This is a genomic window from Bradyrhizobium sp. AZCC 1719, from assembly GCF_036924525.1.
Lineage (GTDB): Bacteria > Pseudomonadota > Alphaproteobacteria > Rhizobiales > Xanthobacteraceae > Bradyrhizobium.
In genome coordinates this window covers 6,429,616-6,454,021 of sequence record NZ_JAZHRU010000001.1, presented here as the reverse complement: position 1 = coordinate 6,454,021, position 24,406 = coordinate 6,429,616, and the positions used below count along the sequence as shown (strand labels likewise).

The window sequence follows — 24,406 nt, the reverse complement described above, 5'->3', positions numbered from 1 at the left end:
CACCCAGCCGCGGGCCGGCTCATGTGAGCGGCATCGCTCTCGGCGAGAGTGACGTGCCCTGATTCCCTGTTGTACGATCCCGATCAACGACAACCTGGGATGTATCCGCAATGGCGAAAATCAGGATCGGTCTGGCCGGCTGCGGCTTCGTGTCCGAGCTGCACATGCATGCCTATCGGCGCGTTTATGGCGTGGATGTCGAGGTCAGGGCTGTTGCAGCGAGGGGCAGTTATGTCCTCGAGTTTGCCAATCGTCACCAGATCCCGGCGGTGCACCGCAGCTTTGGCGATCTCATCGCCGACAGCGAGATCGATGTGATCGACATCTGCACGCCGCCCAACTTGCACACCTCAATGATTGTCGATGCGATGCAGGCCGGCAAACACGTTATCTGCGAAAAGCCGTTCGCCGGCTATTTCGGCCGGAATGGCGACAAGGCGCCGATCGGCAAGCACGTGCCGAAGGCGTTGATGTATGAGCGCGTGCTGGACGAAATGGCGGAGACCCGCGCGGCGATCAACAGGACCGGCAAGCTTTTCATGTATGCGGAGGACTGGATTTACGCGCCGGCGGTGACCAAGACGGTCGAGATCCTCAAGGCCACGAAAGACAAAATCCTGTTCATGAAGGGGGAGGAGAGCCACTCCGGCTCGCACGCGGCGCACGCCGCGCAATGGGCGATGACCGGCGGCGGCTCGCTGATCCGGATGGGATGTCATCCGCTCTCGGCGGTGCTTTATCTCAAGCAGGTTGAGGCAAAGGCTCGCGGCGAGACGATCGGGGTTGCGAGCGTGACGTGTGACGTCGGCAATGTCACGGCTATCCTCAAACCGGAGGAGCGCACCTACATCAAGGCCAATCCGGTCGACGTCGAGGATTGGGGCATGCTCACGGTGACCTTCTCCGACGGCACCAAGGCGACGGTATTTTCCGGCGACATGATCATGGGCGGCGTCCGCAACCTGATCGAGACCTATACCAGCGGCGGCTCGCTGTTTGCCAACATCACGCCGAACACGCAGATGATGAGCTACCAGACCAGCGAGGAGAAGCTCGCCGGCGTCTACATCACCGAAAAGGTCGACCGCAAGACCGGCTGGCAATATGTCTGCCTCGAGGAGGAATGGACGCGCGGCTATACGCAAGAAATCCAGGACTTCATGGAGTGCGTCGCCAGCGGCCGGCAGCCGCTCTCCGATCTGGCGCTGGCCTTTGAGACGATCAAGGTCAACTACGCCGGCTATTGGGCGGCTGAGGAGGGACGGCGCGTCACGTTTTAGTGGCGAACCCTCTCTTCCTTCTCCCCTTGTGGGAGAAGGTGGCGCGCGCAGCGCGGCGGATGAGGGGTGCTATCCGCTGACTCAATTGCGAGAGGTTCACTCGCGGAGAGAGACCCCTCACCCGGCTTCGATGCGAAGCATCGAAGCCACCCTCTCCCACAAGGGGAGAGGGTGAAAGATGACTTACGCCGCGTAGACCGATGACTTCGGCAGCGGGAACACCGGATCCCGCGTCCTGATGTTGGTGGGCCAGACCACCGAGATATGCTCGCCGGCATTTTGCATCACGACCGGCGTCGAGCGCTCGTTCTGCCCGGAGAGCGGCGTGCCGGGCCGATAGAATTTCACGCCGTAGCCCTGGATAGTGCCGCCCGGCGGGATGTCCACGTCGAGTGCCGCCTTGCGAACCGCTTCGGGATCGAAGCCGCCGTATTTCTCCTTGGCCACGGGCAGCACGTTGTTAAGCAGGATCCAGGTCTGGTTGAAGCCCATCGAGCAGTGCGGCGGAACGTCGGTCGCGCTGGTTTTTTCCTTGTAGCGGGCGACCATGACCTTGGTGAGATCGCCGATGCCGGGCGCGAGTTTCGCGGCATCAAGCAATTGCGCCGGCACCGGATCGATGTTGCAGAAATTGTCAATGTCCGCGCCGAAGGTCGCGCGCAATTTGTCGAGCTGGCTGTAGCCTGCGCCGGCGCCGAACAGCATCTTGAACTTGAGGCCGTTCTCGCGCGCCTGGCGCAGGAAAAGAGTGATATCCGGATTGTATCCGGCATGGGAAATCACGTCAGCTCTGGCGCGCTTGATCTTGGTCACCAGCACCGACAGGTCGGGGGCGGATGCAGAATAGCCTTCCTTGAGCACGACTTGCAGGCCGGCCTCCTTCGCATAGGCTTCGTCGGCCACGGCAACACCGACCCCGTAAGGGCCATCCTCGTGTATCAGTGCGACCTTGACGTCCTTGGGCTCCATGCCGAGCTTGGTTTTGGCGTGCTCGGTGATGAAGCTCGCAAAGGCCTGGCCATACTGGTCGGAATGAATCTGTGCGCGGAAGACGTATTGCAGATTCTTGTCCTTGAACACGGCGGTCGAAACCGCAGTCGTGATCCAGAGAATCTTTTTCTGCTGTTCGACCTTGGCCGAGAGCGGAACCGCGTGCGAACTCGCATAGACGCCGTTGATGATGTCGATCTTCTCCTGGTCGATCAGGCGATTGGCCTCATTGATCGCCACATCTGGCTTGCTCTGGGAATCGGCAGCGACAGGGACAACCTTGTACTTGCCGCCGATGCCGCCCTTCTCGTTGACGAGATCGATGGCAATCTGCGCGCCGATCGAGGAGGCGACCGACCCGCCGGCGGCAAAGGGGCCGGTCAAGTCGTAGATCAGGCCGATGCGCACCGTCTCTGCTTGTGCCTGCGCGCGGGTCCAATCGAAGCTGAATGCAGCGGCGGCCGCCGCAGAAGTCTTCAGCAGTGTTCTGCGTGAAGTCGGCATCGTCTCCTCCCACTGAATTATTATTATCACCGGGACTGGTTCTTCCGGGTTTTCAGTCAAGTATTTGGAGAATGCGGCGAGAAGTCAACCTGCGCGCATGCTCGCCATGGGGCGCTATCGCAGCGCAAACGTGTGGTCGGGCGGGCGCGAGGGCAGGGCTCACCGACCAAAGTCTGGTAAAGGAAGGGGTGTGGAGCAAGAAGACCGCGACGCGCGCATTTTCGTGTATCGGGAGAATCCGATCTTGATGATGATGAGCACGGGCGCAGCGATCACCGAGAGCAGGGCGACTGCATTGAAGGGCGACTGCATTGAACGCCATGTCGAAGGCGATCACGGTGGACTGACCGAAGTTGCGTTCGAACTGACTGCCCGCTTTCGGGCGGTGAAGGCTTGCCGAATCTCGCGCAGCGCCTGGAACGCGGCAAAATGCGATTTGTTACGATTGGATAAGGCAAACCGAGTGGTGTTGAAAACAGGAACGCTGTACTGACAAAATTTGTCCGTTGCCTCTTTTTGGCCGAGTTCAGCCCTTCAGTTTGTCAATCATCGCGCATCCGCCATCACTCCATGGCATCAGCGCAGAAAGCGAGACGAAAATGTCATCGCCTTCAGATCAGACTCGGCGCACAATCATCCTGACCGCCCTCGCAACTGCGGTGCACGCATCGGCGCCTCGATCGGTCGCTGCCGAGGAGGACGCCCCTGGCAGCGACCTGCGACCTCAAAAAGCCGACGTCCTGGTCTTCGCCGAAGGAGATCATGCGGGTGAAGTGATCACGCCACAGGATCTAAATCCCGGCGGACCAGCCGTGCGCGCCTGGCCAAAGGATCCCAAGACCTCGGTGGTCCGCAAAGGCTCGCGATTGAATGAGGTGGTGGTCGTAAAGCTTGATCCTGCCGAACTTGATGACAGCACGCGCCCGCGGTCGGCCGACGGCGTCGTTGCGTATTCTGCGATTTGTTCCCACGCCGGGTGCCCGATCACGGCCTGGGGAAAGGCAGCGCAGGGCGAAAAGGACGTCCTTAAATGCGTTTGCCATAATTCCGAGTTCGACCCTCGACAAAGCGCGCAAGTGGTGTTCGGTCCGGCGCCGCGGCGCCTCGCAGCACTTCCCTTGGCGATCGCAGACGGCTCGCTCACGGTAGCTGGAACATTCGTTGGAAAGGCAGGAGCACAGCAAGGAGGGTGACGGCGGCCTGCATCAGATGCGCACGACCGACAAGAGATAAAGAAAACAAACAGGGAGGTAGCGTCTATGACCATGAAGCAATGGCTGTTGCCGAGCTTGTTCGCGTCAACATGCCTGTTCTCAATCGCCGCCGGTGCTGGCCCGATCGAGAAGTACAGTCCGGTGACCGCCGATCGCCTCAAGAACCCGGAACCCGGCAATTGGATGCTCTATCGGCGGACCTACGACGGGCAGGGATATAGCCCGCTTAACCAGATCAATACTTCGAACGTCAAAGACCTGGTGCCGGTGTGGACTTTCTCGACCGGCGTGGTGGAAGGGCACCAGTCGCCCCCAGTCGTCAACAATGGCGTCATGTTCGTCACGACCCCGCAAGGTCAGGTAATCGCCCTCAACGCCAAGACGGGTGATGAGTACTGGCGATACAAACGGCAGCTTCCCGACGACCTCTTCCAACTGCATCCAACGAACCGCGGCGTAGGCTTGTGGCAGGACAAGCTGTATCTGGCCACGACGGACGATCACGTGGTGGCCCTCGACGCGAAGACCGGTAAGGTGCTCTGGGATACCAAGGTTCAGGACTACAAGAAGGGTCAGTACCTGACCCTGATGCCCCTGGTGGTCGACGGCAAGATTATCGTCGGCGGCTCGGGCGGCGAGTTCGGCATTCGCGGCTATGTCGTCGCGTACGACGCCGATACCGGCAAGGAGCTGTGGCGGACTTTTACCATACCGGGGCCAGGCGAGCCGGGTCACGAAACATGGAGCGGTGACGACTGGAAGTCCGGTGGTGCGCCCGCCTGGATGACTGGCAACTACGATATCGAGACCAGGACAATCTACTGGGGCACCGGCAATGCCGCACCCTGGCCCGGGGAAACGCATCCCGGTGACAATCTCTACGCGACCTCGGTGCTCGCGCTCGACCCGGACAACGGAAAGATCAAATCATACTTCCAGTATCATCAAAACGATTCCTGGGACTGGGACGAGGTGGACGCGCCGATGCTGGTCGACCTGCAGAGGGACGGCCGCACCATCAAGAGCCTTATCCATCCGGGACGCAACGCGATCTTCTGGGTGCTCGAGCGCAAGCCGGAGGGCATCAAATACGTGGCTGGCTGGCCGTTCGTTCATACCGACGTCTGGAAGGGCATCGAGCCGAACGGCAAGCCGATCGTCGATCCCGCTCACAAGCCGGGCATTGGCAAGCGGGTCGAATTCTGTCCTTCGTTGTGGGGCGGCAAGGATTGGCCGTCAGCGGCCTATAGCCAGAATACCCGCCTGGTCTATGTTCCCGCCAACGAGAATTTCTGCGGCGGCTTCACCGGCGAAAAGCTGCCGTTGGTGCCGGGTCAGCTCTGGCTTGGGACCAAGCCTGAAGATATCGGTCTGAAGGTTCGGTGGGGTGCCACGCATTTTGGTGAGTTGCAGGCGTGGGACCCGGCGACGGGAAAGAAGGTGTGGTCGCATAATTTCCCGAAATCGCATCTGTTCGGCTCGGTGACGGTGACCGCTGGCGATCTGGTCCTGGTTGGCGGCACCAATGATCGGATGTTCCGCGCCTTTCACGCAAAGACCGGCGAACTGCTGTGGGAGCAAAAGACCAACTCCGGCATCGTGGGCATGCCGGTCGCGTACGAAGTGGACGGCACGCAGTATATCGCGGTGCAGTCCGGGTGGGGCGTTGACGCGCAACGCATCCAGGACGCTTTGGCGACCCAGAATGATGTCGGCGTCGAGAACAACGTGCCGCAGGGCGGCGTCGTTTGGGTGTTCGCCGTCAAGAAGTGATCGGCAGACATCAGGTTTGCTAGGTATTGATCAGAGATGAGAGAAGGGCGGCGAACGAACGTTCGCCGCCCTTGTTCTGGCCGGTGCGGCCCAACGTTCCCCTTACGCCTCCAATTGCTTGCCGATCGGCAAGGCGCGGATGCGCTTGCCGGTCGCGGCGAAGATCGCGTTGATCAGCGCCGGCGCAACGGGCGGCAGCCCTGGCTCGCCAACGCCACTGGGCGGCGTGTCGGGGCCGGCAGGCGCGATATAGACGTTGGTCACAGCAGGGGATTCGTCGATGCGAATTACCGGGAAATCGTCGAAATTGCCCTGTTCCACCTTGCCGTCCTTGAAGGTGATCTCGCCATACTTGGCGAAGCTCATGCCCATGATTACAGCGCCTTCCATCTGCGCCTGGATTCGCTCCGGATTGACGTGGGTTCCGCAATCGATCGCGGTATCCACCCGAGGCACGGTGAGCTTGCCCTTGTCGTCGAAAGCTACCTCGATAATGGTCGCGATGTAGCTGACGAAGCTGCGGTGCGCGGCAATGCCGAGCCCGTGGCCCTTGGGGACGGACCGTCCCCAACCGCCCTTGTCCGCGACCAGCTCGACGACCTTGCGAAGGCGCGCGGTGTCGATCGGATAGCTGTCATAGGGCTCACCATAGTTCCAGAGGTCCTTCACGGAATCTAGCTTGAGGATCCGGGGAGAGCCGATCAGCTCCAGCAGCATGGTCTTTTGATCGCGGTTGGTGGCATGGGCGAGTTCGCCCACCATCGATTGCACCGCAAAGGCGCGCGGGATATTCGACACCGAGCGGAACCAGCCGATCCGGGTACGCGCGGCCGCTTCCGGATTCTCGCACTGGACGTTGGCGATCTCAAAGGGCATATCGACCAGCCCCATGCCGAGTTCGAACGGCGCCTGATGCACCGCACCGGCGGCAAATGTCGAGGCGATACTCGGCGCGACGCTGCGATGCCGCCAAGCCGTCACCTTGCCGTTCTTGTCGAGGCCAGCCTCAATGCGTTCCACCGAGACGGTGTGCAGGAAGCCGTTGCGAACGTCGTCTTCCCGCGTCCATTGCACCTTGACGGGGGCCCCGAGCTCCTTTGAAAGCAGTGCCGCCTCGAGGGCGAAATCGCACTTCGACTTGCGCCCGAAGCCGCCGCCGAGCAGCGTGACGTTGACGGTGACATTCTCCTGGGGAATGCCGAGCGTTGTGGCGACGTCTTCGCGCGTTCCGCCCGCGCTTTGCACTGGTGCCCAGATCTCCGCCTTGTCGCCCTTGACGTCCGCGACCGCGACCGGCGGTTCCATGCTGGCATGGGCATGATGCGGCACGTAGTACTCACCGACGATCACCTTGTCGGCGCCCTTCAAGGCGGCCTCGACGTCGCCCTCCTTGCGTACCACCAGGCCGGGTTTCCGTGCGGCTTGCTCCAGTTCGGCGCGGTAGGCGACCGACTCGTATTTGCCGTTGGCGCCATCGTCCCAGACGATCTTCAACGCGTTGCGGCCCTTGATAGCCGCGCCGGTGTTGCGCGCGATCACAGCGATCCCGCCGAGCGGCTGGAATTTTGAAGGCCACGGCCAGCCCCTGACTTCCATGACCTTCTCGACGCCGGAAACCTTCATCGCTTCCGCCCCATCGAACGACGCGACCTTGCCGCCGGTCACCGGCGGCCGGGCGATGACGGCATATTTCATGCCTGCTAGCCGGACGTCGGCGCCGTAGCGCGCGGCGCCCACCGTGATGTCGCGACCGTCGACGATGCCGATCGCGCCCTTGCCGAGATAGCGGAAGTCCTTCGGGTCCTTGAGCCTCAAGCCTTCGACACTCGGCACCGACTCCTTGGCGGCATCGGCTGCTAGCTCGCCGAAACCGATGCGGCGTCCGCTCGCATTGTGAACGACCTCGTGATTGATCGCCTTCACTTCGGTCGCTGGCACGCCCCAGCGTTTCGCCGCGGCTGTTTCGAGCATTGTGCGGGCCGAGGCGCCGATCTGGCGCATTGGCATGAGGTAATGCCGCGTGCTGCGCGATCCGTCGGTATCCTGGTTGCCGAACTTGACCTCGTCGCCAGGCGCCTGCTGGACGCGAACACGCGACCAGTCGGCTTCCATCTCTTCGGCGACGATCATCGGCAGGCTGGTGCGGACACCCGTTCCCATCTCGGCGCGGTGCGCGACGATCGTCACTGTTCCGTCGGAGGCGATAGAAACGAATACGCGCGGGTCCACCACGGTACCGTGCGGCATCTTGTCCGCGCCGGTCTGGTACGCGGCAAAGCCTGGGCGTGACATCACCGGCGCGGCGAGTACAAAGCCGCCGGCCAGCCCGAGGCCCTTGAGGATACTGCGACGGGAGACGTTATCGACCTTGATATGGCGTTCAAAACCACGGAGCTTTTTGGGATTGGTGAGGATATTCATGATCACACCCCCGTCGATGCCAGATGCACGGCGTTTGCGATGCGCTGGTAAGTGCCGCAACGGCAGATATTGCCCGCCATCGCCTCGCGTATCTGGTCGTGCGTGGGTTTCGGATTTTCCATCAGCAGTGCGGCCGCCTGCATGATCTGGCCGGCCTGGCAAAAGCCGCATTGCGGAACATTGACCTGACGCCAGGCCTTCTGGACCGCGTGATCGCCGGTCGGATGAAGGCCTTCGATGGTGGTGACTTCCCGGCCGACCACGTCGGACACCGAGGTGATACAGGCGCGGACGGCCTGTTTGTCGACGATCACCGTGCATGCACCGCACAAGGCCTGGCCGCAGCCATATTTCGTGCCCGTCAAGCCGACCTCATCGCGCAGAAACCAGAGTAATGGAAGGTCCGGGTCGCCGTCCCAGCTATGCTCCTGGCTATTGATCTTCACCTTGATCATGATCGTTCCTCGCTCTTCATAAGCTGCTGATGTCTCTTCGACGTGGGCGAGAATATTTTTCCTAACCGCTCAACGCCGTGGCTTGACGAGTTTGATCGCAATGGCCGGCGCCGGCCATGCTTGGCAATCCCTGGCTGAATCGTACGATTTGCTTTGAATTTTCCGTGTGCGGCCATCCTCCTGCTTAAACATTCATCGTGTTTACAGGACGGCGCGGCGGGAGACAGGCGCCTAGCGGACGCTATCAGAAAGCGCGCCGGATCGAATTCACAACGTGTTGTCTTTGCACTCAATTTTGGACGAAAGCGGGGCCGCTCCTCACGGACTGCCAATTTTTCCTGCCGGCCGCAGAACCCGCCTTGCAGGGGTTCGCGGACAGACCGGTGCGATCAGCACAGCGTCGCGGACTAGCCTGTCCCGTTGTTACTTTGCGAGCTGCGCCAACCCTTTCCAGTCGAATGTAATTCCATGGCCGGGCCGCGTCGGCGCCAATGCCATGCCTTCCTGGAGGACAAGCGGGTGCTCGATGTAACTTTCGAGCCCAAATCCGTGCGCTTCGAGATAGGAGCGGTTCGGACACGCCGCGAGCAAATGCACGGTAACGTCATGTGCGCCGTGGCTGGTCACCGGTAGATTGAACGCTTCCGCCAGCCGCGCGATCTTCATGAAAGCTGTAACCCCGCCGCAATTGGTGACGTCGGGCTCCGGATAGGACACAGCGCCGGCCGCGATATAGTTCTTGAATTCCCAGAGCGTTCGCAGGTTTTCGCCGGCCGCGATCGGGACGCCGCCGGCAGCCATGATGCGGGCGTGACCGGCAATATCGTCGGGAATGATCGGTTCTTCGAGCCAGGTGAGGTCGTAGGGTTGCAGCGCGCGTGCCGCGCGAATGGCTTCCTCGACCGTCCATTTCATGTTGGCATCCGCCATCAGGGGAAAGCCGTTGCCGAGATGTTGGCGCATCGCCTGCACGCGTGCGACGTCGGATGCGAGATCGGCGCGGCCCACCTTCATCTTGATGGCGCGAAAGCCCCTGGCGAGATTGTCGTCGGTTTGCTTCAAAAGCTGCTCGATGGACAAATCGAGGTCGATGCCGCCGGCGTAGCAGGGCACGCGGGCGTCGAAGCCGCCCAACATGCGAAACAGCGGCAGATTGGCGCGGCGCGACTTCAGGTCCCACAGGGCGATATCGAGCGCCGAGAGCGCAAGCACCGGCGGTCCGCCACGCCCGCCGTAATGCAAGCTCCACCAGACGTGATGCCAGATGGCTTCGGTGTCGTCGGCCTCGCGGCCCTCGATCAGTTCGGGGATCTCCCGCCGGAGAATGTCGGCAATCGCGCCGCCATTGCGGCCGACGGTGTATGTATAGCCGACACCTTCGGCCCCGTCGGAATCGCGGACACGGCATGTCACCAGTTCGAAAGCGTTGAGTTCGCCGTGCGTGCTGTCGGAGAGGGTAACGGGCAGGGGGATCCGGTAGAGTCCGGCCTCGGTTGTCTTGATAAGCGCCATTGTGTTTCCACCCGGTCTTTTCATTGCACGCTAAATCGATCTTGTCGGCAGAGCAATTGCCTGCGGCCCTCAGACGGGAACGACCTCCCAACGTGCTGCTAAGTCGCGTTCAAGGCCTGCGCGATATCAGCGATCAGATCGGATGGGTGCTCGATGCCGATCGACAGCCGGATCGTGCAGTCGAGAACGCCTATTTTTTGGCGGATGTCAGCCGGAACGCCGGAGTGGGTCATGCTTGCGGGCAGGCTGGCAAGCGATTCAGTACCGCCCAGGCTCACGGCCAGCTTGAAGATCTGCAGGGCATTCAGGAATTTGAACGCGGCGGCTTGGCCGCCGACGATGTCGAACGAGAATGTGGAGCCCGCACCGGTGCATTGCCTCGCAAACAGGCGGCCGGCGGGAGATGCCTCATCGTGGTGACCAAGGTAATGGACCTTTGCCACTTTTGGGTGGTCGCGCAGGTAATCTGCGACGAGGCGCGCGTTTGCGTCAGCCTTCTCCATGCGGATGCCCAGTGTTTCGAGCGACCGGCTGATCATCCAGCAGGAATGGGGGTCCAGTTGGGTGCCAATCGCGCCTCGCAACGCTTTGACTTCTTTCATCAGCGCCTTTGAGCCGAGCGCAGCGCCTGCGATCAAGTCGGAATGACCGCCGATATACTTGGTCAGCGAGTACAGCGAAAGATCTGCACCGTGTTCGATCGGTCTCTGAAACACCGGTCCGAGCAACGTATTATCGCATGCGATGATCGGCGTACTCCCCTGGGTTTGGCCGATCATCTCGGCGATCCGGCGGACCATCGCTATGTCGACCAGACCATTGGTGGGATTGGCCGGTGTCTCAATGAAAATCATCGCAAGCCGGCCTTTGCGCATGGCGTCACCCGCTGCCGCTCTGACCGCCGCTTCGTCAATGCCGTCGGAGAAGCCCACCGCACCGATGGAGAGGTTCGCAAGCGTCTTCGCAAACAGAGTCTCCGTCCCGCCATACAGCGGCTGGGAGTGCAGGATGACGTCGCCAGGGCGGACGAAGGCCAGGATTGTCGTCGAAATCGCGGCCATGCCCGAAGAGAACAGTGCGCAATTCTCGGCGCGCTCGTACACCGACAGCCTGTCCTCGACGATCTCGCTATTGGGGTGATTGAACCGCGAGTAAACCAGACCTGCGCCCATCCCCTCGGGCGGCTCGCGCCGGCCCGCAACGTAATCGAAGAAGTCCTGTCCATCTTCGGCAGTCCTGAAGACGAAGGTCGAGGTCAGGAAGACCGGTGGTTTGACGGCTCCTTCCGACAGTTGCGGATCGTAGCCGTAGTTCAGCATCAGCGTTTCCGGATGCAGCATGTGGTTGCCGATGTGGGTCTTCGACGGAAACGGTTTCACCATGGGCTGTCTCCCTGTCGGGATGCGGAACGCCGCACTGCGTTGGAGGTGCGCAATCGCGAGGCGATCAGGAGTGATGGATGCGACGGCATCCAGCGGCTCCAGTTGACGTTGTTAAGCGGGGATCAGCGTAGCAAAATTCGGGACTGATTTCACCGCATCCGGAGCGGATTTCGCAGTGCTCGATCGTCAGGCATGAACCGCGACCTTCAATGCCTCGGCGCGGATCTCTTCGACGAGCCGTTCCTTCAGGCTGACGAATTCGGGCGTGGTCTTGATTTTGTAGGATCGCGGGTGGGGTAGATCGACCGCGATCTCGGCCTTGATGCGGCCGGGACGCGCGCTCATGACGATGACGCGGCTGCCGAGAAAGATCGCTTCCTCGATATCATGGGTGACGAACAGCACGGTTTTCTGCTCGCGTTCCCAGATGCCGAGCAGCATTTCCTGCATCAGCACGCGGGTTTGGTTATCCAGCGCGCCGAACGGCTCGTCGAGCAGCAGGATCTTTGGATCGTTGGCGAGCGCCCGCGCGATCGCCGTGCGCTGCTGCATGCCGCCGGAGAGTTGCTTTGGCCAATGATTTTCAAAGCCCGATAAGCCGACCCGTTGGATGAAGCCGTCGGCGATCTTGCCGCGATCAGCTTCGGAAATCCCGCGCTCGCGCAGGCCAAACGCGATGTTTTCGCGCACGGTCAGCCATGGAAACAGGGTGTAGGACTGAAACACCATGCCGCGATCCGCGCCGGGGCCAACGACCTCTTGCCCATCAAGAATGACCCGGCCGCTGGTCGGCCGGTCAAGCCCGGCGACGATGCGCAGCAACGTCGATTTTCCGCAACCCGAAGGGCCGAGGATGGTGACGAAGTCATTATTGCGGACGTTGAGGTCGATCGGCTCCAGCGCGCGTGTCGGCGCATGCCCCTGGCGCGCGGGGAAGGTGCGGGCGACCTGATCGATTTTCAGTTCGGTCATGCCAGTTTCCACGGAAACAGCCAGGCGTTGAAGGCCTTGAACAGGAAGTCCGACACCAGCCCGATCAGCCCGATCACGATGATGCCGAAGATAATCTGGCCGGTGTTGAGCAGGGCCTGGCTGTCGGTGATCATGTGGCCGATGCCCGACGATGAACCGATCAACTCGGCGACGATGACATAGGTCCACGCCCAGCCGAGAACGAGCCGAAGGATCTCCGCGACCTCGGGGGCAGAGGATGGCAGCAGCACACGGTTGATGATGCCGCGGTCGCTGGCGCCCAGCGTGTAGGCGGCTTCAACGAGGTCGCGCCTGGTGTTTCCGACCGTCACGGTGACCATCAGGATGATCTGGAAGACCGAGCCGATGAAAATGACCAGGAGCTTCTGCAGCTCGCCGATGCCCGCCCACAGGATCAACAGGGGGATGAAAGCCGAGGCGGGCAGGTAGCGGGCAAACGAGACGAACGGCTCCAGGAAAGCTTCGATCGGCTTGTAGGCTCCCATCAGAACGCCGAGCGGCACGGCGATGATGGCCGCCAGCACAAAGCCGCCGACGACACGCCAGACCGTCATGCCGATGTCGAACAGGAAGCCGTGCTTTGTCAGCAGCTCCCAACCCTCCTGCAGCATCGTCAGCGGGTTGGCGAGAAACGTCTTGGAGACGTAACCGCCAAAGGTCGCCCAAGCCCACACGGCAACGAAAAGCACGAAGAACGCCAGGCCATAGGCCGCGCGCTGCCTCGATGTCACGGGATCCAGGGGACGTATCACAGGCATATCCTAAAAAGCTGTGCGGTGATCGCCGTCGTCCCGCTCTCATGACCGAGAGCGGGACTGGCGTGGTACACGCAAAACTACTTGATGAAGCTTGCGTCGAAGAGGTCGTCGATCTTCGGAACCGATTTGATGACGCCGATCTCGAGCAACAGCTCTGCAGCTTCCTTGTTGAAGGTCAGGAATTCGCCCGCGAAGAATTTCTGGTTCGCGGCTTTGTCCTGCCAGCGCAGGAATTTGGCCGAGTTGCCGAATTGCTCGCCGGACTGCTTTACGTCGGCTCCCATGATCTCGTACGACTTGGCCTGATCCTTTTCGATCAAGGCGATCGCCTCGAAATAGCTGTCGGCCAGCGCCTTGGCGGCTTTCGGGTTTTCAGTGAGGAATTTCGGCGTGCAGCCGAACGTGTCCATCACCATCGGATAGTCGAGCGTGGTGGCGATGATCTTGCCCTTGTCCGGCGCTGCGCGCACCGTCGAGAGGTAAGGCTCATAGGTCATGGCCGCATCGTTCTGGCCCGAGACGAATGCCTGTGCCGCCGCCGCCGGCTCCAGATTCACGATCGTGACATCCTTGACCGAAAGGCCGTTCTTCTTGAGCATCCAAGCCAAAGCAAAATACGGTGAGGTGCCGGGCGCGGATGCGGCAACCGTCTTGCCCTTGAGGTCCTTGATCGAGGCGATAGTGTTTCGCGTTGCCATGCCGTCGGCGCCGTAGCTCTTGTCGAGCTGGAAGATCTGCTTGGTGGCGACGCCATTGGCATTCCAGGATATCCAGGTCTCGACCGTGGTCGCCGCGCATTGGATGTCGCCCGACGCGATAGCTAGATGGCGGTCTTTCTGCGGGATCTTCTTGATCGTCACATCGAGGCCGTTCTTCTTGAAGATGCCCGCCTGATTGGCGAGCGTGAGCGGCGCGAAACCGGTCCATCCGGAAATGCCGATGCCGACCTTCACGTCCTGGGCGGCGGCCGGTGCGGCCACCAGGAGAGCGGCCGTTGCCGCGAAAATTCCAAAACTACGCATGGCTGTATCCCTTTGCTGGTTCATCGACTGGTCTTCAGACTGGTTGCGGCAAAGCTGTTACCAAAACTGCTGCATAGCTTGTGCCAGATCGTGCGTGCATTGCTATCCCTCCAAGCCGCCTTTGAAGCGAGCAATCAGTTTATGGGACTCGCCCGGATAGAGCAGGCGCACGGCCGTCAGCGGCCGGGCGCTGCGCCAGGTATGCCGGTCGATCACGAGGCAGGGGGCGCCGATCGCGATATCCAGTGCCGCCGCGGCCTGTTCGTCAGCCACGATGGCACTGATCGAATGCTCGGCTTCCGTCCATGGCACATGGTGCAGCAGCCACGAGCCGGGCGGCTCGGCCGCAAAATCCGCCGCAGCCGCTTCGGGCACGGCGTCGAGATCGATCAGCCTGTCCTCGATGGCGAACGGCACGCCATCGGCGCTGTGACGGCATGCAATCGCGATCACCTTTCCGGTTTTCCCTGCGCCAAGGCGGGCGCGGTCGGCGGCGTTTGCGGTGCGCCGCGAGCACTGGATCAACTCATAGCCGTAACTGCGGCCGAGCGCGCCTATCTCTGCGCGGATATCGACGATCTTGAGCACCGCTGACAGAAATGTGGGACGGCGGACAAAGCTGCCGGCCTTGCGCCGCCGCTCGATGAGATCGGCTTGCGCAAGTTCCGACAGCGCCTTGCTCACCGTCATGCGCGAGCAGCCATAGCGCAACATCAACTCGTGCTCGAACGGGATGCGGTGCCCGGGCGGCCATTCTCCGGTCAGGATGCGGCGCTCGATGTCGATCCGGATCTGCTTGTACAGCGTCGGCTTGTCGGCCGATTGGAGTTTGCCGCGATCGGTGGCGAGGCTCATGCCACGAGCCTCCGCACCGCCGCGTTGAACGTCTCACGTGCGCTCTCGCGGAGCCTGTGACGTCCTTTCTCAACGACTTTGGCGCCGCCGGCCCAGACCGTGTCGACGGCACTTGCGCCTGCGGCAAAAATCCAGCCGTCGAGGACAGCGTCTCCGCGACGCCCGGCGAGCGAGGGATGGGTGGTGTCGAGAGTCACGATGTCGGCGCGTGCACCGGCCTGCAGGCTGGCAGTTGGCTGTGCGAGCGCCTGCGTCCCGCCGGCGAGCGCGGCGTCGAACAGCGCGCGGCCGGTCGATAGGCCGGGACCGCCGGACAGCACATTGCGCTCGCGGTGTTTCAAGCGCTGGCCGTATTCGAGCTGACGCAGTTCGTCGGTGACGCCGACCAGCACGTTGGAGTCCGTCCCGATGCCGAACCGCCCGCCGGCATCGAGGAATTCGCGGGCCGAAAAAATGCCGTCGCCAAGACTGGCTTCGGTGACCGGGCAGAGTCCGGCGACCGCACCGCTTCTTGCAAGCGCGGTGGTTTCCGCTTCGGTCATATGGGTCGCATGGATCAGGCACCAGCGCTGATCGACGGGCGCATGTTCGAGCAGCCACTCAACCGGCCGCCGGCCCGACCAGGCGATGCATTCCTCGACTTCCCTGGTCTGTTCGGCGGCATGGATATGCATCGGCCCGGCTTCGGCCAATGGCGCGAGGGCCGCCAATTCGTCAGGCGTTACGGCGCGCAGGCTGTGCGGCGCGATGCCGACATTGGCTCCGGGCACCGCGCGGACGGCTGCCCGCGTGGCATCAGTTAGGTTGGCAAACTGATCGACCGAGCAGATGAACCGGCGCTGGCCGGCATGTGGTGCCGCTCCGCCGAACGAGCTGTGTGCATAGAAACTCGGCAGCAGCGTCAGCCCGATGCCGGAGATTTCGGCGGCGCGCGCAATTCGCGTCGCCATCTCGGCGGGGTTGGCGTAGGGCGCGCCGTCGTGGTCGTGATGGAGATAGTGGAATTCGCCGACGCGCGTATAGCCTTGCTCGAGCATCTCGACATAGAGCAGCGTGGCGACGGCTTCGACGTCTTCCGGCGTCATTTCGAGCGCGAAGCGATACATCGTCTCGCGCCATGTCCAGAACGTATCCGCCGAATTGCCGCGCGTTTCGGCGAGCCCCGCCATGCCACGCTGGAACGCATGGCTATGCAGGCTCGCTATGCCGGGAATTGCGAGCTTGTGGCGTTCGTCATGCCGTCCCGGCGCCACGCCGGCCGTAACCTCGGTGATGGTCTGGTCCGTCACCACCACCTGCACGTCATCGGCCCACCCCGAGGGGAGCAGCGCTGATGCGAAATGCAGTGTCGACATGTTTCGAAACCGGCTGGACAGAACACCCACGCGATTTTATGTATAGACATATAGAGACGTCAAGCTCCTGCCTGTGAGGAGATCTGCATGGCCGAGCGCTTCGATCGAATCTGGCTCAACTCCCGGCTCGCCACGGTCCGCGAGGATCTGCCGGGGCTCGGTGTGATCGAGGACGGCCTGATCGCCGCGCGCGACGGCCGCATCGCGTTCGCCGGTAGCCGTTCCGACTTTCCATCGGACGCCGATGCGGTCGAACGGATCGATTGCGCGGGGCGCTGGATCACGCCGGGATTGGTGGATTGTCATACCCATCTGGTTTTTGGCGGAAACCGCGCGCATGAGTTCGAGCTGCGGCTGCAGGGAGCGAGCTACGAAGAGATCGCGCGCGCCGGCGGCGGCATTGTCGCCACCGTCGCGGCGACGCGGGCGTCCAGCGAGGCCGAGCTTGTTGCCTGCGCGCTGCCAAGGCTCGACGCCCTGATCGGCGAGGGCGTGACGACGCTGGAGATCAAATCCGGCTACGGCCTCGATACCGAAACCGAGATGCGTCAGCTGTCGGCGGCGCGTGTGCTGGGTGATAAGCGGCCGGTCGCCATCAAGACGACGTTTCTCGGCGCGCACGCGACGCCACCGGAAGCTGACGGTGACAAGGATCGGTATATCGACCTTGTCTGCCGCGAGATGTTGCCGGCGGTGGCGCAGGCCGGATTGGCCGACGCCGTCGATGCCTTCATGGAAGGTATTGCGTTTTCGGGAGAGCAAACGGCACGGGTGTTCCGCGCGGCAACGGCGCTTGGATTGCCGGTCAAGCTGCATGCGGATCAGCTCTCGAATCTCGGCGGCGCCGCGCTTGCGGCGGAATTCGCGGCCTTGTCGGCCGATCATCTGGAGCACACCGATGACGCCGGCGCCGCTGCGATGGCGCGGGCAGGGACGGTGGCGGTACTGCTGCCGGGCGCATTCTATTTTATTCGCGAGACGACGAAGCCGCCGGTCGAACTATTCCGCGCCCACGGCGTCAACATGGCACTTGCGACCGACTGCAATCCCGGCAGTTCGCCGCTGACGTCGCTTCTCTTGGCCATGAACATGGGCGCAACGCTGTTCCGGATGACCGTTGCCGAATGCCTCGCTGGCGTAACGCGGGAAGGTGCGCGCGCGCTCGGAATTCTCGGCGAGACAGGAACGCTCCAGGCGGGCAAATGGTGTGATCTTGCGATCTGGGAGATCGAGCGGCCGGCCGAGCTTGTTTACCGGATCGGTTTTAATCCGTTGCATAGCCGGGTGTGGAGGGGACAGTGAGCCGCCCCGATGCCCCCATTGTGGTTTCGCCTGGAAGGGTCAACCTCGACGATCTGGCGCAAGTCCTTGCCGGCGCTCCGGTCGTGCTCGATCCATCGTTCTGGCCGCGCGTTGAAGCGGCATCTTCGATTGTTGCGGCGGCCGCGCGCGCGGAAGCCCCGGCGTACGGCATCAATACCGGATTTGGAAAACTGGCGTCGAAGCGGATTGCTGCCGACCAGACGGCGCTGCTGCAGCACAATCTCATTGTGTCGCATTGCTGCGGAGTGGGGCCGCCGACGCCGGAGCCGATCGTTCGCCTGATGATGGCGCTCAAGATCGTCTCGCTGGGGCGAGGCGCATCGGGCGTGCGCCGCGAAATCATCGAGCAGCTCCAGGCCATGTTGGCGAAGGGCATTTGTCCGCTGGTGCCGCAGCAGGGATCGGTCGGAGCGTCCGGCGATCTCGCGCCGCTTGCGCATATGACGGCGGTCATGATCGGCGAGGGGCAGGCGCTGGTCGGCGGAAGCGTTGTGCCGGCCCGCGATGCACTGGCCGCCGCCGGTCTTGCGCCGGTGGCGCTCGGTCCGAAGGAAGGTCTCGCGCTGATCAATGGCACGCAATTTTCGACCGCCTACGCCATTTCCGGATTGCTGCGCGCCCATGGCCTGGCCAGTGCGGCGTTAGTGACGGGCGCGTTGTCGGTCGATGCGGCGATGGCGTCGACGGCGCCGTTTCGTCCCGAGATCCAGCAACTGCGCGGGCATGCCGGGCAAATCGCCGCCGGCGCTGCGCTAACGGCACTGCTTGACGGCAGCGACATCAGGAACTCGCATCTCGAAGGCGACGAGCGCGTGCAGGATCCCTATTGCCTGCGCTGCCAGCCCCAGGTCGCCGGCGCCGCGCTCGATTTGCTGACGCAAGCCGCCCGCACGCTGACGATCGAAGCGAACGCCGTCACCGATAACCCGCTGGTCCTGGTCGAGACCGGAGAGATCGTCTCGGGTGGCAATTTTCACGCCGAGCCGGTCGCTTTTGCCGCCGACCAGATTGCGCTGGCACTCTCCGAGATCGGGGCGATCAGCGAGCGACGCATCGCGACCCTCGTCGATCCCGCGCTCAACTTCGGCCTGCCGCCGTTTCTGACTCCCGATCCCGGCCTCAACTCCGGCTTCATGATCGCCGAAGTGACGGCAGCCGCGCTCTATGCGGAGAATAAACAGCGCGCCTCGGCCTGCTCGATCGACTCGACGCCGACCAGCGCAAACCAGGAAGATCACGTGTCGATGGCCGCACACGCCGCGCGGCGGTTGTCTGACATGGCGGACAATCTCGCCACCATCCTCGGCATCGAGCTATTGGTTGCGGCGCAAGGCATTGGGCTGCGCGCACCGCATGCGACCAGTCCCGCGCTGGCTGCTGTGATTGCTGTATTGCGCGAGCAGGTGCCGGCGCTCGGCAGCGATCGCTACATGGCCGATGACCTCGCGAAGGCAACGGCGCTGGTTGAATCCGGCGCGTTGCCGACGGCGGCTATGTCGGTGCTTGAAAGTAACCCGTTTCCAATCCTTGCCGAGAGAGGCTCTTTGTCATGAACCGCCGACTGGACAACGACCGCATCATCCGGGCGCCCCACGGGCCCGAGATCAGCGCCAAGAGCTGGCTGACGGAAGCGCCGCTTCGAATGCTGATGAACAATCTCGATCCTGATGTTGCCGAACGGCCGAGCGAACTCGTCGTCTATGGCGGAATCGGCCGTGCTGCCCGCGACTGGGACAGCTTTGATCGGATCGTCGCCTCGCTGCGCAAGCTCGAAGGCGACCAGACGCTGGCGGTGCAGTCGGGCAAGCCGGTCGGAATTTTCCGCACCCATGCCGATGCGCCGCGCGTGCTGATCGCGAACTCGAATCTGGTGCCCCACTGGGCGACGCTCGATCACTTCAATGAGCTCGACAAGCAAGGGCTGATGATGTTCGGCCAGATGACGGCCGGCTCGTGGATCTACATCGGCAGCCAGGGCATCGTGCAGGGGACGTATGAAACGTTTGTCGAGGTCGGGCGGCGTCATTACGGCGGCAACCTCGCGGGCAAGTGGATCTTGACGGCGGGTCTCGGCGGCATGGGCGGCGCGCAGCCGCTCGCCGCGACCATGGCCGGGGCGTCGATGCTCGCGATCGAATGCCAAGCGAGCCGCATCGAGATGCGGCTGCGCACGGGTTACCTCGACCGGCAGGCAAGTTCGCTTGACGAGGCGCTCGCGATCATGACGGAGGCGGCGCAGAACAAGAAGCCGGTCTCCGTCGGCCTTCTCGGCAATGCCGCCGAAGTTTTTCCCGAGCTTGTGCGCCGCGGCGTCAGGCCCGACATCGTTACCGACCAGACCAGCGCGCACGATCCGATCAACGGCTATTTGCCGAAGGGATGGACACTTGCCGAGTGGGAATCGAAACGCGAGGCCGACCCGAAAGCAGTTGAAGTCGCGGCGAAGACTTCCATGGTCGGCCACGTCCAGGCCATGTTGGATTTCCACGCGCAAGGTATTCCCACGCTCGACTATGGCAACAACATTCGCCAGATGGCGAAGGACATGGGACTGAAGAACGCGTTCGATTTCCCCGGCTTCGTACCGGCTTACATCCGTCCGCTGTTTTGCCGCGGCGTCGGCCCGTTCCGGTGGGCGGCGCTATCAGGAGATCCCGAAGATATTTTTCGGACCGACGCCAAGGTCAAGGAGCTGATGCCGGACGATAAGCATCTCCATAACTGGCTCGATATGGCGAAAGCACGGATCAAGTTCCAGGGGCTGCCGGCACGAATCTGCTGGGTCGGTCTCGGTGATCGCCACCGGCTCGGCATGGCGTTCAATCACATGGTGGCACGCGGCGAACTGAAGGCGCCGATCGTCATCGGCCGCGATCATCTCGACAGCGGCTCGGTTGCGAGCCCGAACCGCGAAACCGAAGCGATGCGCGACGGCTCGGATGCAGTGTCGGACTGGCCGCTGCTCAATGCGCTGCTCAATTGTGCCAGCGGGGCCACCTGGGTCTCGATACATCATGGCGGCGGCGTCGGGATCGGCTATTCGCAGCACGCCGGCATGGTCATTGTCGCCGACGGAACGCAGGAGGCGGCGCGTCGACTTGAACGCGTGTTGTGGAACGATCCGGCATCGGGCGTCATGCGTCATGCCGACGCCGGCTATGAAAGCGCGATTGCATGTGCCCGCGCCAACGGGCTCGATCTGCCCGGCCTGACGTTTTAGCGCTCCGGACTTTCTTGCGCCGGTGTTTCCAGAGGGGAGGATTTCCTTCCTTGTTGTAAATGCACGCAGTTTACCTATATAGTAGTGCAGGGGTCACTGACCCGTATACTTCATTTGGTTCTCCGGTCAGGCCCGTCATTCAGGCGGGCCGTTGCCGTTTTAGGACTACCGAACGATGAGCAGTTCCAATCGTATTGACCATATTCGCCTGACATCGCATCCGGTGCCCGGTGCGACGCATGAATTCCCGATCGTATGGGGAGCGCCGACCGCGCGTGAACGCGGTCCGATCATCGGAACGGTATCGCGTCCGCAGGATCGTAACGTGATTGGCAGTCACGGGGGCTCCTATGCGGTCTACCGCGCACTTGCCGTTTCTTCGGGTGCGCTGGATCCGATCCGTCGCCCCGATCTGACCAATACACACCCAGCCGCGACCGTTGGGCCGTTCTCGCAATGGATGGATCCGGAACGCATCGTTGCGCTCGATCCGTGGGGACATCTCGTCGCGGAGAACTTTCGCGCCGAAATCACGGAAGGCATCGATATCCGGCCGAGCATCGCGATCACGCGGGCCCGGCTCGACCTGCCGGAAATTCAGGCGGCTCTGGCCGCCAAGCGGTTGGTGCCCGACGGCGAGTTCGTTCACGCCAGCGGCTCTGTCTCCGTTGTCAAGATAGCGATCGATCCGGTCTGGCACTTGCCCGGGATCGCGCGGCGCTTCGGCACGAGCGTGACCAATCTGCGGCGTGCGCTGTTCGAACAGACTGCGGGCATGTTTCCCGAGCTTGTCACGCGCCCCGATTTGCAAGTCTTTCTTCCGCCGATCGGCGGAACGACCGTCTATCTGTTCGGCGACGTCACGAAGCTTCCGGACCATCGGACCAAAATCACCTGTCGCGTCCATGACGAGTGCAACGGTTCGGATGTTTTCGGCTCGGACATTTGCACCTGCCGTCCATATCTCATTCAGGGCATCGAGGAATGCGCGCGCGCCGGACAATCGGGTGGTCTGGGCGTTATCGTCTACAACCGCAAGGAAGGCCGGGCGCTCGGCGAGGTCACGAAATTTCTGGTCTACAATGCGCGCAAGCGTCAGGAAGATGGCGACGATGCATCCGCCTATTTCGAACGAACGGAATGCGTTGCCGGGGTGCAGGATGCGCGTTTCCAGCAACTGATGCCGGATGTCATTCACTGGCTGGGATTGAAGCGCATCGATCGCTTCATCTCGATGAGCGACATGAAGTATGATGCGCTTACGGGGCAGGGTATCGACATTGTCGAGCGCGTCGCTATTCCCGATTACATGATTCCCGCCGACGCCCATGTGGAAATGGCCGCCAAGAAAGCCGCGGGATATTTTTCACCTGACACGAAGCCTGAGGATCTGATTGCCTCCGGTCGGCCGCTCGAAAAATACTAGGGCGAGCCAGGGCCATTGATCGTGACAGCAGACGTGAGGGCAGGCGGCTTATCTCTTTTAAGTGCGGAAGCGGTGCGCAGTCGCGCGCACCGGATGCTGGAAATCGGCTTGAACGACCAGCTTCAGCATTTCAAAGTCGATCTCGGCCGGCTCGACGAGGCGGTTGATCTCGTGCTTGCGACAACGCGCAAAGCCTATCCGACGTTCGATGTTCCCTTTCATTCGCGCTGGCGCCATTTTGTCGTCGGCGGCATCGATCGCTGGGCGGCGCTTGCCGACGCCAGGAACTGGCGCGATAGCAAAGAGCGCGCCCGCGCCGAGTTTGACCTTGCCATAATCAGCGTGCTGCTTGACGCCGGAGCAGGCCCGTCGTGGCGCTATCGCGATCCCTTGACGGGGGAAAGTATCGGCCGGTCGGAGGGGCTGGCGCTTGCCAGTCTGGACATGTTTGCGCGCGGCGTCTTCTCAGCGAAGGCTGACGAACCTTTGCGAGCGGATGCCGCTGTGCTTCAGCGGCTGACCGTTGCCGATCTGCAGGCTGGCTTTCAGGTTGCGGACGACAATCCATTGGTTGGCCTCGAGGGCCGCATCAACCTTCTTCGCCGGCTCGGCGAAGAAGCATCGGCGTTGCCGCAGATTTTCGCCCGCGACGACACGGCTCGGCCGGGTGGATTGTTCGATCACCTCACAGGGACGGCCGACGCGGGGGTGATCGCTGCCTCGACGATTTTGTCAGAACTTTTGCGCCAACTGGGGCCGATCTGGCCGTCGCGTATAACGCTGGGCGGAATTCCGTTAGGAGATTGCTGGCATCATCCGGCGCTCAAGACCGAGGATGCGACCAGCGAACTGGTGCCGCTGCACAAGCTCTCGCAGTGGCTGTCGTATTCGCTGATCGAGCCGATACAGCGGGCGGGGCTGCAGGTAAGGGATATCGACGGCCTGACGGGCCTCGCGGAATACCGCAACGGCGGATTGTTCGTCGACGCCGGGGTGCTGGTGCTTCGCGACCCCACGGACGCGCAACGCGAACATGATGTCGCCTCGACGCTTGTGGTCGAGTGGAGGGCGCTGACCGTCGCGCTGCTGGACCGGCTGGCGGATCTGTTGCGGCAACGCGTTGGTCTTGACGCGGTCTCTCTTCCACTGGCGAAGATTCTGGAAGGCGGCACCTGGGCGGCGGGCAGGGCGCTGGCGTTCGCACGCCGGCCCGACGGTTCGCCACCCCTCAAGGTCAGTAGCGACGGTACGGTTTTCTAGGGCTTGTTTTGGCGATTTCTGGGAGCAAAGCATGGAAGGCGTTACGATCGTGGATCACCCGTTGGTCCAGCACAAGCTTACGCTGATCCGCGACAAGACGATTTCGACCAAGTCTTTTCGCGAGCTCCTCAAGGAGATCGGGATGCTGCTTTGTTACGAGGTGACGCGCGACCTGCCGCTAACCGATGTGGAGGTCGAGACTCCGCTTGCACGAATGCACTCCGCCAAGATCGCGGGTAAGAAACTGGTTTTCGTGCCGGTGTTGCGGGCAGGGGTGACCTTTGTCGACGGAATGCTGGACCTCGTTCCGACCGCCCGCGTCGCGCATATCGGGCTCTACCGCGAACCGCATTCGTTCGTGGCGGTCGAATATTTCTTCAAATCGCCGTCCGATCTTCACGAGCGGCTGGCAATCGTGGTGTCACCGGTACTTGCGACGGCGAACACGGCTGTGGCGGCGGTGGATCGGCTGAAGGAACGCGGCGCGAAGGATATTCGGCTGGTATGCCTGCTTGCCGCGCCGGAAGGTGTGGAGCGCTTCCGAGGCCTGCATCCCGATGTGCGGTTGTGGACGGCCGGTATCGACGAGGGGCTCGATGCAAACGCCTTTATCCTGCCAGGCCTCGGTGATGCGGGCGACCGCGCCTACGGGACGCGATAAGG

The 24,406-nt window shown here is 62.3% G+C and carries 20 protein-coding genes; 10 read left to right on the top strand and 10 right to left on the bottom strand.

Annotated elements, in window-relative coordinates:
- Positions 1–110: 110 nt before the first annotated feature.
- Positions 111–1,280 (top strand): Gfo/Idh/MocA family protein, encoded by a 1,170-nt coding sequence (locus V1292_RS30460; protein ID WP_334376242.1) that lies wholly within the window; start codon positions 111–113, stop codon positions 1,278–1,280.
- Positions 1,281–1,463: 183 nt separating this feature from the next.
- Here V1292_RS30460 and V1292_RS30455 read toward each other — a convergent pair whose 3' ends face one another.
- Positions 1,464–2,774 (bottom strand): ABC transporter substrate-binding protein, encoded by a 1,311-nt coding sequence (locus V1292_RS30455; protein ID WP_334376241.1) that lies wholly within the window; start codon positions 2,772–2,774, stop codon positions 1,464–1,466.
- A gap of 190 nt (positions 2,775–2,964) precedes the next feature.
- Between V1292_RS30455 and V1292_RS30450 the strand changes: the two genes are divergently transcribed.
- From V1292_RS30450 to V1292_RS30440, 3 genes are all read left to right on the top strand, one after another.
- Positions 2,965–3,267, top strand: coding sequence for a hypothetical protein (locus V1292_RS30450; protein WP_334376240.1), 303 nt, complete (start codon positions 2,965–2,967; stop codon positions 3,265–3,267).
- 106 nt (positions 3,268–3,373) lie between these two features.
- Positions 3,374–3,967: a QcrA and Rieske domain-containing protein gene (locus tag V1292_RS30445; RefSeq protein WP_334376239.1), complete on the top strand. Its 594-nt coding sequence runs from the start codon at positions 3,374–3,376 to the stop codon at positions 3,965–3,967.
- Positions 3,968–4,033: 66 nt separating this feature from the next.
- Positions 4,034–5,761: a methanol/ethanol family PQQ-dependent dehydrogenase gene (locus tag V1292_RS30440; RefSeq protein WP_334376238.1), complete on the top strand. Its 1,728-nt coding sequence runs from the start codon at positions 4,034–4,036 to the stop codon at positions 5,759–5,761.
- A 102-nt stretch (positions 5,762–5,863) separates the two neighbouring features.
- On the opposite strand, the gene V1292_RS30435 is transcribed toward V1292_RS30440, so the two are convergent.
- From V1292_RS30435 to V1292_RS30395, 9 genes are all read right to left on the bottom strand, one after another.
- Complete coding sequence (locus V1292_RS30435) at positions 5,864–8,182, bottom strand: xanthine dehydrogenase family protein molybdopterin-binding subunit (protein ID WP_334376237.1); 2,319 nt, start codon at positions 8,180–8,182, stop codon at positions 5,864–5,866.
- Positions 8,183–8,184: 2 nt separating this feature from the next.
- On the bottom strand, positions 8,185–8,637 hold the full coding sequence (locus tag V1292_RS30430) for a (2Fe-2S)-binding protein (protein ID WP_334376236.1): 453 nt from the start codon (positions 8,635–8,637) through the stop codon (positions 8,185–8,187).
- A gap of 423 nt (positions 8,638–9,060) precedes the next feature.
- Positions 9,061–10,149 (bottom strand): mandelate racemase/muconate lactonizing enzyme family protein, encoded by a 1,089-nt coding sequence (locus V1292_RS30425; RefSeq protein ID WP_334376235.1) that lies wholly within the window; start codon positions 10,147–10,149, stop codon positions 9,061–9,063.
- A gap of 98 nt (positions 10,150–10,247) precedes the next feature.
- Positions 10,248–11,531, bottom strand: a complete 1,284-nt coding sequence (locus V1292_RS30420) for a cystathionine gamma-synthase family protein (protein WP_334376234.1) — start codon at positions 11,529–11,531, stop codon at positions 10,248–10,250.
- A 186-nt stretch (positions 11,532–11,717) separates the two neighbouring features.
- Positions 11,718–12,503, bottom strand: coding sequence for an ABC transporter ATP-binding protein (locus V1292_RS30415; RefSeq protein WP_334376233.1), 786 nt, complete (start codon positions 12,501–12,503; stop codon positions 11,718–11,720).
- Complete coding sequence (locus V1292_RS30410; RefSeq protein WP_156795989.1) at positions 12,500–13,273, bottom strand: ABC transporter permease; 774 nt, start codon at positions 13,271–13,273, stop codon at positions 12,500–12,502. The genes V1292_RS30415 and V1292_RS30410 overlap by 4 nt, the downstream gene beginning before the upstream one ends.
- Positions 13,274–13,359: 86 nt before the next feature.
- A complete protein-coding gene (locus V1292_RS30405; protein ID WP_334376232.1) occupies positions 13,360–14,304 on the bottom strand; it encodes an ABC transporter substrate-binding protein in 945 nt (314 codons plus the stop codon).
- Between the two features lie 102 nt (positions 14,305–14,406).
- On the bottom strand, positions 14,407–15,159 hold the full coding sequence (gene hutC, locus V1292_RS30400) for a histidine utilization repressor (protein WP_334376231.1): 753 nt from the start codon (positions 15,157–15,159) through the stop codon (positions 14,407–14,409).
- Complete coding sequence (locus tag V1292_RS30395; RefSeq protein WP_334376230.1) at positions 15,156–16,514, bottom strand: formimidoylglutamate deiminase; 1,359 nt, start codon at positions 16,512–16,514, stop codon at positions 15,156–15,158. Before V1292_RS30395 ends, hutC begins: the two co-directional genes overlap by 4 nt.
- Positions 16,515–16,601: 87 nt before the next feature.
- Here V1292_RS30395 and hutI point away from each other — a divergent pair, with 87 nt between their 5' ends.
- From hutI to upp, 6 genes are all read left to right on the top strand, one after another.
- Positions 16,602–17,816: an imidazolonepropionase gene (hutI, locus tag V1292_RS30390; RefSeq protein ID WP_334376229.1), complete on the top strand. Its 1,215-nt coding sequence runs from the start codon at positions 16,602–16,604 to the stop codon at positions 17,814–17,816.
- Positions 17,813–19,390, top strand: a complete 1,578-nt coding sequence (hutH, locus tag V1292_RS30385) for a histidine ammonia-lyase (protein WP_334376228.1) — start codon at positions 17,813–17,815, stop codon at positions 19,388–19,390. Before hutI ends, hutH begins: the two co-directional genes overlap by 4 nt.
- Positions 19,387–21,057, top strand: a complete 1,671-nt coding sequence (gene hutU / locus V1292_RS30380; protein WP_334376227.1) for a urocanate hydratase — start codon at positions 19,387–19,389, stop codon at positions 21,055–21,057. The genes hutH and hutU overlap by 4 nt, the downstream gene beginning before the upstream one ends.
- Before the next feature lie 175 nt (positions 21,058–21,232).
- Positions 21,233–22,483: a GTP cyclohydrolase II gene (locus V1292_RS30375; protein WP_334376226.1), complete on the top strand. Its 1,251-nt coding sequence runs from the start codon at positions 21,233–21,235 to the stop codon at positions 22,481–22,483.
- Between the two features lie 21 nt (positions 22,484–22,504).
- Positions 22,505–23,743, top strand: coding sequence for a URC4/urg3 family protein (locus V1292_RS30370; RefSeq protein WP_334377210.1), 1,239 nt, complete (start codon positions 22,505–22,507; stop codon positions 23,741–23,743).
- Positions 23,744–23,774: 31 nt separating this feature from the next.
- Complete coding sequence (upp, locus tag V1292_RS30365; RefSeq protein WP_028350870.1) at positions 23,775–24,404, top strand: uracil phosphoribosyltransferase; 630 nt, start codon at positions 23,775–23,777, stop codon at positions 24,402–24,404.
- Positions 24,405–24,406: the final 2 nt, after the last annotated feature.